Here is a 12,681-nt window from a genome sequence, read left to right as displayed (position 1 = left end):
CGTGCAGCCGGCCGATCCCCTGCGCCATGTCGAGCACTGGGTGTTCGACCTGGACAACACGCTCTACCCCGCCCGCAGCAACCTGTTCGCCCAGATCGACCGGCGCATGGGCGAGTACATCCGGTCGCATTACGACCTGCCGGAGGCCGAGGCCAAGGCGCTGCAGAAGCGGCTGTTCCGCGACTACGGCACCACCCTGCGCGGGCTGATGAACGAACGCGAGATCGACCCCGGCCCGTTCCTGGAATTCGTCCACGACATCGACATCTCGGCGATCGGGCCGAGCCCGACCCTGGCGGCGGCGCTGGCTGACCTGCCGGGCCGCAAGATCGTGTTCACCAACGGCTCGGTCCGCCATGCCGAGCGGGTGCTGGCCCGGCTCGGCGTGGTGTCGCAGTTCGACGGCATCTTCGACATCGTCGCGGCGGACTATGTGCCGAAGCCCGATCCCGGCCCCTACCGCGCGATGCTGGACCGCTACCGCCTGGCGCCGCGATCGACGGTGATGGTCGAGGACATGGCCCGCAACCTGCTGCCGGCGCATCAGCTGGGCATGACCACGGTGTGGGTGCGCACCCCATCCGACTGGGGCCAGCCCTTGCCAGGCGACGGCCATATCGACATCGCCGTCGACGACACCGCGGAGTGGCTGGCCGCCGTGGCCGCGGCGCGGCGGACTCTCTAACCGCTCAAATCACCCGCACGCCTTGAAGCTGCCCGGCTGCTGGCGGGTCCAGGTGTCGGTGCGGCCGAGCAGGCTGATGCCGACATAGCCGCGCAGGTCCAGCGTGGCCGGCCCGGTCAGATGCATCTTGGCGTCATAGGTCTTGCCGCTCTTCGGGTCGTAGATCGTGCCGTCCTCCCACTCCGTGTCGGAGGCCTGGGTGAAGCTGTGCAGCATGATCAGCCTGCACAGCGGCTTGCTGCGCCTGCTCTCGTCCGGGTTGTTCACATCGGTGGCCGGGGCGTCCGGCGGCAGGGCGGCGATCAGGCCGCAGATGCCGTTGCTGCAATCGGTGATCTGGATCACCGAGCGGCCGTCCCCCGTGCGCCAGAAGCCCTTGATCCCGCCATCGGCGGCGGAGGCGGCCGGGGCCGCCAGGACGACGGCGAGGCCGAGGGCGAGAACGGCGCTGCGGATGGTCATGGGCGCTCCCATATCTGTCTCGTTGCTTCTCTCCAGAGGATGCGGCCGGACCGGATTCCTGTCCATCGTCCCGATTTGCACCGCGGGGAGGGTGACAACTTTGAAATTATTCCAGCTTTTGCCTCGGTTTGCGCTCGGCTATGGTCCAGCGTCGGCCGAGAGGGCCGCCGGCCGAAGAGCCGGATGACGGAGATGTGAGAGATGAGCGCGCCGCGGACACTGTTCGACAAGATCTGGGACAGCCATGTCGTCCACCGCCAGGATGACGGCACGTGCATCCTCTACATCGACCGCCACCTCGTGCATGAGGTGACCAGCCCGCAGGCCTTCGAGGGGCTGCGCCTGGCCGGCCGCAAGGTGCGCCAGCCGCAGGCCACCCTGGCCGTGCCGGACCACAACGTGCCGACCTCGGACCGGGCCGGCGGCATCGCCGACGAGGAGAGCCGGATCCAGGTCGAGACGCTGGAGAAGAACGCCGCCGATTTCGGCGTGCCGATCTTCACCATGAACGACATCCGCCAGGGCGTGGTCCACATCATCGGGCCGGAGCAGGGCTTCACCCTGCCGGGCACCACCATCGTCTGCGGCGACAGCCACACCTCGACCCATGGCGCCTTCGGCGCGCTGGCCTTCGGCATCGGCACCAGCGAGGTCGAGCATGTGCTGGCCACCCAGACGCTGCTGCAGAAGCCGGCCAAGAACATGCGCATCACGGTCGAGGGCGACCTGCCGCTGGGCGTGACCGCGAAGGACATGATCCTGGCGATCATCGGCACCATCGGCACCGCCGGCGGCACCGGCCATGTCATCGAATATGCCGGCGATGCCATCCGCGCCCTGTCGATGGAAGGCCGGATGACGGTCTGCAACATGTCGATCGAGGCCGGCGCCCGGGCCGGGCTGATCGCCCCGGACGACACCACCTTCGCCTATGTCAAGGGCCGGCCGCTGGCGCCGAAGGGCGAGGCCTGGGACCAGGCGGTCGAGTACTGGCGCACCCTGCCCTCGGATAACGGCGCCCGCTACGACCGCGAGGTCGTGCTGAAGGCCAAGGACATCGTGCCGATGGTGACCTGGGGCACCAGCCCCGAGGACGTGGCGCCGATCACCGGCGTGGTGCCGGACCCGGCGGCCGCGCCGGACGCCAACAAGGCCAGCGCCTGGCGCCGCAGCCTGGACTATATGGGCCTGAAGCCCGGCCAGCGTCTGAGCGAGGTGCCGGTCGACAAGGTCTTCATCGGCTCCTGCACCAACGGCCGGATCGAGGATCTGCGCGCCGCCGCCGCGGTGGCCCGCGGCCGGCACGTGGCCGGCACGGTCTACGCCATGATCGTCCCCGGCTCCGGCCTGGTGAAGGAGCAGGCCGAGGCCGAGGGGCTGGACGTGGTGTTCCGGGATGCCGGCTTCGACTGGCGCGAGCCCGGCTGCTCGATGTGCCTGGCGATGAACGCCGACAAGCTGTCGCCGGGCGAGCGCTGCGCCTCGACCTCGAACCGCAACTTCGAGGGCCGGCAGGGCCGCGGCGGCCGCACCCACCTGGTCAGCCCGGCCATGGCCGCGGCCGCGGCGATCGCCGGCCACCTGACCGATGTGCGCGAGTTGAACTGACCGCTGCGTAAGTCGGGTTCGTCGAAGGGCGAACCCGACCCGCGCCGGCTGGCTGGCCCGGCGGGTGTGATAGGCTGCGCGGCCTCGACCCGCGAGAAACCCGATCATGGCCGACCGGCTGACCGAGACCAGCAAGTTTCTGAGCTACGTCCTGCGGCACGAGCCGCAGGCGATCGGCTTGGCGCTCGACAGCGAGGGCTGGGCCGGGATCGACGCGCTGATCGCCGCCGCGGCCGCGAATGGGCGGGCGCTGGACCGCGCGCTGATCCGGGCGGTGGTCGACGGCAACGACAAGAAGCGGTTCGCGATCAGCCCGGACGGCGCCCGGATCCGTGCCAACCAGGGCCATTCGACGGCGGAGGTCGCGATCGCCTATGCGCCGGTGGAGCCGCCGGAGCAGCTGTTCCACGGCACGGCGACCCGGTTCCTGGCCTCGATCCGGGCCGAGGGGCTGGTCGCCGGCTCGCGCCACCATGTCCATCTGTCGCCGGATGTCGAGACCGCAACGGCGGTCGGCCGCCGGCATGGCCAGCCCGTGGTGCTGCCGGTCGCCGCCGGCGCGATGCACCGGCAGGGCTTCGTCTTTCACCGCGCCGACAATGGCGTGTGGCTGACCAAGACGGTACCGCCGGCGTTTCTGGGCGATGTGCGCGAACTGGACTGACCGCGCTCGCCACCGCAGTCGGGTCAGATTGATGGTACGTTGCCTCTCCCACGTGGCGGGAGAGGCAACGCGTTCAGCCCTTAAGCATGACCGGCTTCGCCCGACAGCATCATCGGGTCGATGCCGAGCTTGGCGATGGCGCGTTCCCACTTCACCGACAGGTTCTCGCCGAACAGGATGTCCGAATCGCAGGGCACGGTGAGCCAGCCATTGGCCTGGATCTCGGCGTCGAGCTGGCCGGCGCTCCAGCCGGCATAGCCGAGCGCCAGCAGGTGGCGGCTGGGCCCCGTGCCGCCGGCGATCGCCTGCAGCACCTCGAGCGTCGAGGTCACCGCGACCTCGCCCACCACCACCGTCTTCTCGGCCCGGTAGTCGGTCGAATGCAGCACGAAGCCGCGGCCCGATTCGACCGGCCCGCCGAACTGCACCCGGGTGCTGCCCAGGAGGTCGCCATGCGGGATGCCGAGCTGGTCGAGCAGGGTCGGGAAGTCGATGCTGGACAGCGGCTTGTTGACCACCAGCCCCATTGCCCCCTGGTCGTTGTGGGCGCAGAGATAGATCACCGTCCGGGCGAAGGGTGGCGCGACCAGGGTCGGCATGGCGATCAGCAACTGCCCCGCGAGGTAGCTGCCATCCGCCGGCACCTTGGCGCCCTTGGAGGATTTCGCCCGTCTCATCCCGACCACTGCTCCGTCTTTGCTTCCGGCTGCGACACTAGGCTAACCCGCGCCGATCTGGTTTCGAACGACTATATAGGCCAAAGAAAGGCGGTTTCATGGTGCCGGAGATTCGATGATCGGTAGGCTCGCAATCCTGACGGCTGCCGCGTTTGGCCTCACCGCCCTGGCCGGTCCGGGTGCGGCCAGGGCCGCCGAGACGCCGTGGCAGAACGCCAAGGGCGCGTCAGCGCGGCTGGTCACGGCGGTCGACGGCACCGGCACCCTGGGCGAGATCCCGGCCGGGCTGCACATCCGGCTGGACCCGCATTGGAAGACCTATTGGCGCTCCCCCGGCGATGCCGGGCTGCCGCCGGCGCTGGACTGGACGGGCTCGGCGAATCTCGGCACCGCGACCCTGGCCTATCCGGCGCCGCACCGGTTCCAGCTGTTCGGTCTGGAGACCTATGGCTACGAGACCGAGGTGGTGTTCCCGCTGACCCTGCCGGTGGCGCAGAAGGGGCAGCCGCAGCACCTGGCCCTGGCCGCGACCGTGCTGGTGTGCAGCGACATCTGCATCCCGGCCAGCTTCACCTTCGCGTTCGACCTGCCGGCCGGTCCGGCGTCGCCCGACCCGGCTGCGGCCAACCTGATCGACCGCTACGCCAACGCGGTGCCGGGCGACGGCGCCGCCGCCGGGCTGGCCATCGGCCCGGTCGCCGCCACCTCGGTCGGGCCGAACGGCGGCTTGCGGATCGAGGCGACGGCGCGCGAGCCCTTCGAGGCGCCGGACATCTTCGTCGAGGGCGCGCCGGGCGATGCCTTCGCCGCGCCGCGCATTACCACCAGCGAGGGCGGCCGCCGGCTGGTGGCCGAGATCGACCGGATCCAGGCGGTGACCGACCCGCCGGCCGCGCTGACGGGCAGCCCCCTCACCCTGACCCTGGTCGACGGACCGCGCAGCGTCGAGGCCAAGGCGACGGTCGGCGCGGCGGTGGCAACTGCGCCGGATGCCGCCGCCTGGCTGTCGATCCTGGGCGTCGCCCTGCTGGGCGGCTTGATCCTGAACCTGATGCCCTGCGTGCTGCCGGTGCTGTCGCTGAAGCTGCTGTCGATCGTGAAGCTCGGCGGCGTCGAGGCCGGGACGCCGCGGCGGCAGCGGCTGGGCCTGCTGGCCACCGCCGCCGGCATCGTCGCCTCGTTCCTGGTGCTGGCCGGCGGCGCGGTCGGGCTGAAGGCGGCCGGCGCCTCGGTCGGCTGGGGCATCCAGTTCCAGGAGCCGGTGTTCCTGGCGGCGATGGCGGTGATCGTCACCCTGTTCGGCGCCAACCTGCTGGGCCTGTTCGAGGTGGTGCTGCCCGGCCGCGCCATGGACGCCGCGGCGCGCGCCAGCGGCGCCGGACGGCCGGAGCAGGAGGGCCTGGCCGGCCCGTTCCTGACCGGCGCCTTCGCCACCCTGCTGGCCACCCCCTGCTCCGCCCCCTTCGTCGGCACCGCGCTGGGCTTCGCCCTGTCGCGCGGGCCGCTGGAGATCGGCACGATCTTCGCCGCGCTCGGCATCGGCATGGCCCTGCCCTATCTGCTGATCGCCGCCGTGCCGGGCCTGGCCCGGCTGCTGCCGCGCCCCGGCCGCTGGATGGCCTGGGTCAAGGCCCTGCTGGGCCTCGCCTTGTTCGGCACCGCCGCATGGCTGCTGTCGGTCCTCGCCGTGCAGGTGCCGCCGGCGGCCGCCGCCGGGGTGGCGGCGGCGCTGGCGGCGATCGGGCGGGTGCTGTGGCTGCGCCGGCGCGGCGGCATCGCGATCCGGCGGATCGGCGCCGTCGTCGCCGCGGTGCTGGCCCTGGCGGCGGTGCTGCTGCCGCTGCGCTTCGACCGGTCCGACGCGGCGGCGGCGCAGGCGGCCTCTGCCATCCCCTGGATCCGATTCGACCAGGCCGCGATCCCCGGGCTGGTGCGCGAGGGCAAGGTGGTGTTCGTCGACGTCACCGCCGACTGGTGCCTGACCTGCAAGGTCAACAAGCTGCTGGTGATCGAGCGCGACCCGGTGGCTGCGGCTCTTAGCGAGGCCGGGGTGGCGCCGCTGCTGGCCGACTGGACCAATCCCGACCAGGGCATCGCCGACTACCTTGCGGCGCATGGCCGCTACGGCATACCGTTCAACGCCGTGTACGGGCCGGGGGCGCCGGACGGGATTCTGCTGCCGGAGCTGCTGAGCACCGAGGCGGTTCTGGACGCCCTGAAGCAGGCCCGCGGCGCGAGCTCATAACATCCGGCCGGCACGGGCCGGCCCATCGGATTCTGGCGGAGAGAACACCCATGACGATCAAGGTTGGCGACCGCTTCCCGTCGGTCACGCTGAAATATCTCGGCAAGGAGGGCATGGCCGAGGTCACGACCGACGACCTGCTCAAGGGCAAGACCGTAGCCCTGTTCGCGGTGCCGGGCGCCTTCACCCCGACCTGCTCGGCCAAGCACCTGCCGAGTTTCACCGGCAACGCCGAGGCGCTGAAGGCCAAGGGCGTCGACCAGATCGTCTGCCTGTCGGTGAACGATCCCTTCGTGATGAAGGCCTGGGCCGACAAGAACGAGGTCGGCGAGGCGGTGTTCATGCTGCCGGACGGCAACGCCACCCTGACCAAGGCGCTGGGGCTGGAGATGGACGGGTCGGGCTACGGCCTGGGCACCCGGTCGCAGCGCTTCGCCCTGATCGCCAAGGACGGCGTCGTCACCCATCTCGGCGTCGAGAAGCCGGGCGCCTTCGAGGTGTCGAGCGGCGAAGCCATCCTGGCGGCGCTGTAGGACAGGAATTCTTCGGCTGGGGGCCTCCGTGCCCCCGGCCGTCGCGCTACCCGACAGGCTTCCGCGCCAGATACATCATCCGCGACAGGCGCCGCTCGCTGGTGAGCCGATGCACTGCGGCAAAGAACCGCTGCAGGCCCGCGAAGCGCTCCTCGCCCTCGATCCCGAGCAGGGCGTCCCGGTGCCGGGCCCGTGCGGCATGCCAGCGGCCGGACACGAGGGCGGCATTCGCAGTCGCGTCCTCGAGCCGGACGAGTTCGAGGCCCGCCTCGGCGATGAACCGCTCGTTCAGCCCCGGCGGCACGAACAGGAACAGGCCGATCGAGCTGCGCGTCGCCAGCTCGTCATTGGTCACGCCGCCCGTGATCACGACCGGATCGGTGAACAGCGCGCGGCCGCCGGGCCGCAGGACGCGGCGCCATTCCCGGAAGATCGCGACCCGGTCGGGGAGATGGTTCAGGGCATCGATGCAGACGATGCCATCGAAGCTGTCGTCGTCGAAGGGCAGCCGCGCATTCGCATCCGCCACCGCGAAGCGCGCCCGATCCACCTGGCCGGACCGGGCCGCCAGCCCCGACGCCGTGGCCACCCCCTCCTCGTTCGAGTCGATTCCGGTGATGCGGCAGCCGGTCGTGCCGGCGAGGTACAGCGCCGGGCCGCCGGACCCGCTGGCGACCTCGAGCACATGGTGGTCCGGCGTCAGCGCGAGCCACGGCAGGAATTGGTCGTATTCCTCGATCGTCGTCCAGCTGTTCTGGCCGATATCGGTCCCGAAGGTCTCCTTTCGGACCGCCTCGACCACGCGTTCGGAGAAGTGGCCGTAGGTGCTGTCGAACAGATCGATACGCTCCGGCATGTGCGTCCCCCCACCCCCGGCCGGCGTCGCGCCGGCCGGGTGCCGATCGTATGGCCGGGAAAGTGTCGCCGTTTGGGCGCCGCCGGGGCCGCCGCGCGGCGGCCCCGTGGTTCAGGCCGGGTCCGTCTCTGTCGTGATCCGGACGCCGAGCTGCTCGAACCGGGCGATCGCCGCCTCGGGCGCGACCAGGGTCTCGGGCAGGGCCAGGCCGCCGGCCGGCAGCGGCAGCCCGTCCAGGCCGAGCACGCGTTCGGCGATGACCAGGGCGCCCAGCGCGGTCATATGGTCCACGCCCTTCGGGTCCGACACCAGGACCCGCCGCCGCACGGGCTGCCCCGACCGCAGCGCCCCTGCGATCTCGATAAGACCCTCATGCGAGGCGCGGCCGCCGGCCCGGGTGCCGAGCGATTCGCCCATGCCGAAATCGAAGCGGATGTCGGGCGCGCCGGTGATCGCCGCCAGGCTGGGCCCATCCAGCGCGGCCAGGGGCTGGACCGTCGCCTCATGTCCATCGGCCAGGCGCAGGGCGCGGCCGTGCCCGCCGCCATCGACCCAGGCCCATTGCCCGGCCCGGCGCAACAGGGCGCGGCCGGAGAAGGCCTCGGCATCGGCGGCGCTCATCGGCCCGACCGCGTCCGCGGCATCGTACAGCGCAGCCATGGCGACGGCATCGACCCGGGCGAGATCCGCGACCGCCTGCCGGGCCACCAGGATCAGCACCCCGGCCGCCCAATGCCCCGCCAGCACGATCGGCCGCCGCGGCGGCGCGTGCAGCGCCGCGAACACCGCGGGCCCGGTCTCCTCCACCACCTTGGTGATGCCGATATGGGCGGCGCCCTGCGCCAGAGCGGCGTGGATCAGCGCGTCGCTGCGGTCCTGCAGCGCCGCCACGATCAGGTCGACCGGCCCGAGATCGGCCAACGCCGCCGCCGGATCGGCGACGTCGAGCCGCAGTGTCGTCGCCCCGATCTCGCGCGCCAGCGCCGCGCCGGACTCCGGCGACCGCCCCGCCAGGATGATGTCGAGATCCGGCGCCAGCCGGCGCAGATACCGGGCGGCGGTGCCGCCAACCGCGCCATAGCCGCCGGCGATCAGGACTCGCTGAACCATGATCCATCCCCTTCCCGAGGCCGCCGGCAAGGCACAGCGGCGCTATTACGAATAGTAACTTACCATAAGTAATATGGAGAGTGGATGGTCGGGTTCAAGCCTCCGCGGCGAGGACTGGGTTGGGTTCGCCCATGGCGAACCCAACCTTGCACCTAACTTGGCCATCCATAGAATGCGTAGCGATCCTCGGAGCGGCCGTCCGGTAATAGATACGTCTGCTAACAAGACCACGCTAATGTGGGGTTCTGGTGTAGCGTCGGTGAATGCCACCGGCGATCGGATGCTCGCGTGGCAAATCAGGGATGCCATGGACCAGAAATTGCTGCATGCCCGACAGCTCTGTTTGGATCAGGCCCAAGGCTTTATTGACGCGACTGAACAGCTCGGAACAGAAGGCTGGCCACACATCCGCTATCACCTGAGTCTGCTTGCACTCGAGGAAGTCGGCAAAGCAAGCATGCTCGGTGCACTGATGATCAATCATGCAAACCTCGACGGGAGTTGGGTCGAACGTTCGCTCGACAGTCATCGTCGCAAGCTGCAATGGGCGGTTTGGTCCCCAATGATCCGCATCGATCCAGCAGATTTCGAGGCGGCACGCCAATTCGCCGAGCGCGCCCACACCATGCGACTGGCCTCCCTCTACGTCGATGCGAAGGCCGATCTGACTGACCTTCCCCCGAGTGAACAGGTACAGCCGGTAGATGCCGAGCAGGCACTATCCTTGGCGCGTAGGCGCCTTGCCTACGAACAGGAACCCGGAACCCCGAGTGGTAAGGTCGATGATCTTACTGAATGGTTTCTCGATACAATGGCCGATCCTGATCGGTCGCGTTTGCTGCTGAGCAAGCCTTTCATCGCACAATATGAGGCGGTGAACGGCGACGCACGTGCTTGGGCCGATTGGGCGCGCAGCGAAGTGACGCGGATCGAGCTGGAGGGACGCCAAATATTGGAAGCTGAATTCGTACGGCCGGGCGCACCGAAGGGAGCAACCAAGCCGCGCTGGCGCGCAAATGCAGTGATTCACACACCTTCGCATTCGCTCAGATCGAAGGTGCTGGCGCGCTGGAACGACCAAATCGACTCAGTTAAGCTTCTATGGTCGGGCAAGAAGGACCAGTTCACACTCCAAATAGCACTGCACAACAATGAGCCATTGCCTTCATTGCCTGGCAGGTTGACTGCCCTAGCTAAACTGGTGGTTGCCTGCCTCAACATCGGCAGTATCGGCTATTTCTGGTTCGAGAGGCCGGGTTTCGAACAAGAGATGTTCAAAGAGATTCACGACCTCGAGATAAATCGCGCGATAAAGATCAGACAAGGTGAGAGTTTCTGGGGCGATGGTCGAGCAATTGCGCTGACCGACGAGCATATCGATCATGCCATCCACTGCATGATGGCCTTCGCGCCGCTGCCGGAAACAGAGGCCGAGCCAATCTTCAACCCCTATTTCGACGGACTCGCGTTCATCGCTAAATCTGACATCTTCTATAGCTTCGACATGCTAGCTCGGCATGCCTTCGTCGCTAGCTTGGCTGGAGCACTACGCCGATATGGAGAGTGGAGCGGCAAGTCCGAGGGTTTCGAGGCCAGCTTTCACCAGGGATTCATGCCCTTTATGCCAGAGCGCGAGCATCGCGATCGGATGTTCAAGGTTCTGAGGCCTGAGGGGGATCCGGCCGAGACGCCGCTCGTCAATTTGAGATCGGCCAAGCAGCTTGCAGACCTCTATCTTATTCATATTGGCCGCCGAACTTGGCGCACGATCCTAGATCGGAGGTCAACCGAGTAAGGCACGGAATGTCTGGGCACGCAGCTGCTGACCGGCAGTGGGATGACGATTGTCGGGGATCGCGAGATTTGCGTTGCCTCTCCCGTCGGATGCGCCATCGGACTTACCCACCCATGGCGGACAACTCTGGCTGCCATACTCAAATGGTTAGCTACGACGCTTCGACTGGCGCCAAACCGCGGCCGAATTCGCGGAGGCCCTTCCGGGCCAGCTCGTCGACCCGCTCGTTCTCGGCATGGCCGGAATGGCCGCGAGTCCATTCCCAGCGGACCTTGTGCGGCGCCGTCGCCGCCTCCAGCCGCTGCCACAGGTCGACATTCTTCACCGGCTTGCGGTCGGCGGTGACCCAGCCGCGGGCCTTCCAGCCCTTGATCCACTGGGTGACGCCGTTGCGGACATACTGGCTGTCGGTGGTCAGCACCGCGTCGATCGGGCGCTTCATCGCCTCCAGCGCCTGGATCGCCGCCATCAGCTCCATCCGGTTGTTGGTGGTCAGCACCTCGCCGCCATAAAGCTCGCGCTCGGTCTCGCCCATGCGCAGCAGCACGCCCCAGCCGCCGGGGCCGGGATTGCCGCTGCAGGCGCCGTCGGTGAAGATCTCGACCTTCGGCAGCTTCATCGGCTTCTTCGTCGTCGCGGGAGTGTCGGTCACGGATCGATCCCATAGGCGGCCACGCTCGTGACCTGCTGGTGGAAGCGCAGCTTGCGCCAGTATTCGAGCGGGTCCTTCGGCCGGACGAAGGCGCCCGGCGGATGGTTCAGCCAGTCGTAGAGCCGGGTCAGCAGGAAGCGCAGCGCGTTGCCGCGCGCCAGGATCGGCAGCGCCGCGACCTCGGCCGGCGACAACGGCCGCTCGGCCCGGTAGCCGGACAGCAGCGCCCGCGCCTTGGTGACGTTGAAGGCGCCATCCGGCTCGAAGCACCAGGCGTTCAGGCAGATCGACAGGTCGTAGGCCAGCATGTCGGTGCAGGCGAAGTAGAAGTCGATCAGCCCGGACAGGCGGCCGTCGCGGAAGAACACGTTGTCCGGAAACAGGTCGGCATGGATCAGCCCGGCCGGCAGGTCAGCCGGCCAATGCGTTTCCAGGAAGGCCAGCTCGCGGGTGATGCCCTCGGCCAGGCCCGGCGTCACGGTGTCGGCGCGATCGGCGCAATCCGCCACCAGGCGGCGCCAGCCGGCGAGCGACAAGTTGTTCGGCCGGGTCATCGGGAAATCGGCCCCGGCCGCGTGCATCCGGGCCAGCGCCGGGCCCAGGGCCTGGCAGTGCCAGGGCTGGATCCGCTTCGGCCACAGCCCGTCGAGGAAGGTGACGATCACCGCCGGCCGGCCGGCGAGGCGGCGCAGCGCCTGCCCGTCACGGGCCGCGACCGGCAGCGGGCATTCGACGCCGCGCGCCGCCAGATGCTGCATCAGGCCGAGGAAGAAGGGCAGGTCGGACTCGGCCACCCGCTTCTCGTACAGCGTCAGGATATGGTGACCGGCCGTGGTCACCAGCAGGTAGTTGGAGTTCTCGACGCCCTCGGCGATGCCCTTCAGCGAGAGCACGGTGCCGATGTCGTACTCCGCCGCGAAGGCGGCGACATCCTCGTCGGTGACTTCGGTGTAGACGGCCATGGATCGCCCGGGTGAAAGCGGCTGAGCCAGCCTTCATAGAGCGCAGGGGGCGGCTTGTCGAAGGAAGAGAGAATGGCGCTGGATACGGACGCGCGGGCCGGCCGGCAAGACGAAAGGGCGGCGGCAGGCCCACCGGCATCGGCCGGGAGATCTGCCGCCGCCCTCTCGCGGCAACCAGCGAAGGCGGCTCAGCGGCGCGGGTTGGGATAGTGGGAAGCGTTCGAGCTCTGGAGCGCGCTCGGGCCATGCTCCGACTGCAGGCCGGTGCGGGCCTCGGCGGAGACGGAGGCGGCAACGCCCAGGGCGATCAGAGCGGCCAGGCCGATCGGGCGGGCAATCTTCAGGACGGACATGATCTTTTCCTCTTCATGAGATCCGGACCGTCCGTTGGGGGCGGCATTGCCGGATCGAACATACGGTTGCGCAGAGGTC

13 protein-coding genes are annotated in these 12,681 nt (G+C 68.9%); 6 read left to right on the top strand and 7 right to left on the bottom strand.

Features of this window, described 5'->3' with window-relative positions; translation table 11 throughout:
• Position 1: 1 nt before the first annotated feature.
• Positions 2-685: a pyrimidine 5'-nucleotidase gene (locus tag ACTOWL_RS12585; protein WP_441321572.1), complete on the top strand. Its 684-nt coding sequence runs from the start codon at positions 2-4 to the stop codon at positions 683-685.
• Between the two features lie 9 nt (positions 686-694).
• Here ACTOWL_RS12585 and ACTOWL_RS12580 read toward each other — a convergent pair whose 3' ends face one another.
• On the bottom strand, positions 695-1,147 hold the full coding sequence (locus tag ACTOWL_RS12580) for a DUF2147 domain-containing protein (protein WP_441321571.1): 453 nt from the start codon (positions 1,145-1,147) through the stop codon (positions 695-697).
• A gap of 201 nt (positions 1,148-1,348) precedes the next feature.
• On the opposite strand from ACTOWL_RS12580, the gene leuC reads away from it, so the two are divergent.
• Both leuC and ACTOWL_RS12570 read left to right on the top strand, forming a co-directional pair.
• Positions 1,349-2,755 carry a 3-isopropylmalate dehydratase large subunit gene (leuC, locus tag ACTOWL_RS12575; protein ID WP_441321570.1) on the top strand — a complete coding sequence of 469 codons (1,407 nt, stop codon included), beginning with the start codon at positions 1,349-1,351 and terminating at the stop codon, positions 2,753-2,755.
• A 106-nt stretch (positions 2,756-2,861) separates the two neighbouring features.
• Entirely contained in the window at positions 2,862-3,419 is a 558-nt protein-coding gene (locus ACTOWL_RS12570; protein WP_441321569.1) for an RNA 2'-phosphotransferase, read from the top strand.
• 80 nt (positions 3,420-3,499) lie between these two features.
• On the opposite strand, the gene ACTOWL_RS12565 is transcribed toward ACTOWL_RS12570, so the two are convergent.
• On the bottom strand, positions 3,500-4,096 hold the full coding sequence (locus tag ACTOWL_RS12565) for a YqgE/AlgH family protein (protein ID WP_441321568.1): 597 nt from the start codon (positions 4,094-4,096) through the stop codon (positions 3,500-3,502).
• Between the two features lie 115 nt (positions 4,097-4,211).
• Between ACTOWL_RS12565 and ACTOWL_RS12560 the strand changes: the two genes are divergently transcribed.
• Entirely contained in the window at positions 4,212-6,341 is a 2,130-nt protein-coding gene (locus tag ACTOWL_RS12560; protein ID WP_441321567.1) for a protein-disulfide reductase DsbD family protein, read from the top strand.
• A 50-nt stretch (positions 6,342-6,391) separates the two neighbouring features.
• On the top strand, positions 6,392-6,874 hold the full coding sequence (locus ACTOWL_RS12555) for a peroxiredoxin (protein ID WP_441321566.1): 483 nt from the start codon (positions 6,392-6,394) through the stop codon (positions 6,872-6,874).
• A 46-nt stretch (positions 6,875-6,920) separates the two neighbouring features.
• Here ACTOWL_RS12555 and ACTOWL_RS12550 read toward each other — a convergent pair whose 3' ends face one another.
• Both ACTOWL_RS12550 and ACTOWL_RS12545 read right to left on the bottom strand, forming a co-directional pair.
• Complete coding sequence (locus ACTOWL_RS12550; protein WP_441321565.1) at positions 6,921-7,730, bottom strand: class I SAM-dependent methyltransferase; 810 nt, start codon at positions 7,728-7,730, stop codon at positions 6,921-6,923.
• A 111-nt stretch (positions 7,731-7,841) separates the two neighbouring features.
• Entirely contained in the window at positions 7,842-8,840 is a 999-nt protein-coding gene (locus tag ACTOWL_RS12545; protein WP_441321564.1) for a saccharopine dehydrogenase NADP-binding domain-containing protein, read from the bottom strand.
• Between the two features lie 259 nt (positions 8,841-9,099).
• On the opposite strand from ACTOWL_RS12545, the gene ACTOWL_RS12540 reads away from it, so the two are divergent.
• Complete coding sequence (locus ACTOWL_RS12540; protein WP_441321563.1) at positions 9,100-10,635, top strand: AbiV family abortive infection protein; 1,536 nt, start codon at positions 9,100-9,102, stop codon at positions 10,633-10,635.
• A gap of 151 nt (positions 10,636-10,786) precedes the next feature.
• On the opposite strand, the gene rnhA is transcribed toward ACTOWL_RS12540, so the two are convergent.
• From rnhA to ACTOWL_RS12525, 3 genes are all read right to left on the bottom strand, one after another.
• Positions 10,787-11,254: a ribonuclease HI gene (gene rnhA / locus ACTOWL_RS12535; RefSeq protein WP_441321621.1), complete on the bottom strand. Its 468-nt coding sequence runs from the start codon at positions 11,252-11,254 to the stop codon at positions 10,787-10,789.
• A 29-nt stretch (positions 11,255-11,283) separates the two neighbouring features.
• Positions 11,284-12,249 (bottom strand): homoserine kinase, encoded by a 966-nt coding sequence (locus ACTOWL_RS12530; protein ID WP_441321562.1) that lies wholly within the window; start codon positions 12,247-12,249, stop codon positions 11,284-11,286.
• A 188-nt stretch (positions 12,250-12,437) separates the two neighbouring features.
• Entirely contained in the window at positions 12,438-12,602 is a 165-nt protein-coding gene (locus tag ACTOWL_RS12525; protein WP_441321561.1) for a hypothetical protein, read from the bottom strand.
• Positions 12,603-12,681 lie beyond the last annotated feature (79 nt).

This window comes from Inquilinus sp. CA228, assembly GCF_052078665.1.
Taxonomy (GTDB): domain Bacteria; phylum Pseudomonadota; class Alphaproteobacteria; order DSM-16000; family Inquilinaceae; genus Inquilinus.
This window is presented reverse-complemented; position numbering and strand designations above follow the sequence as displayed.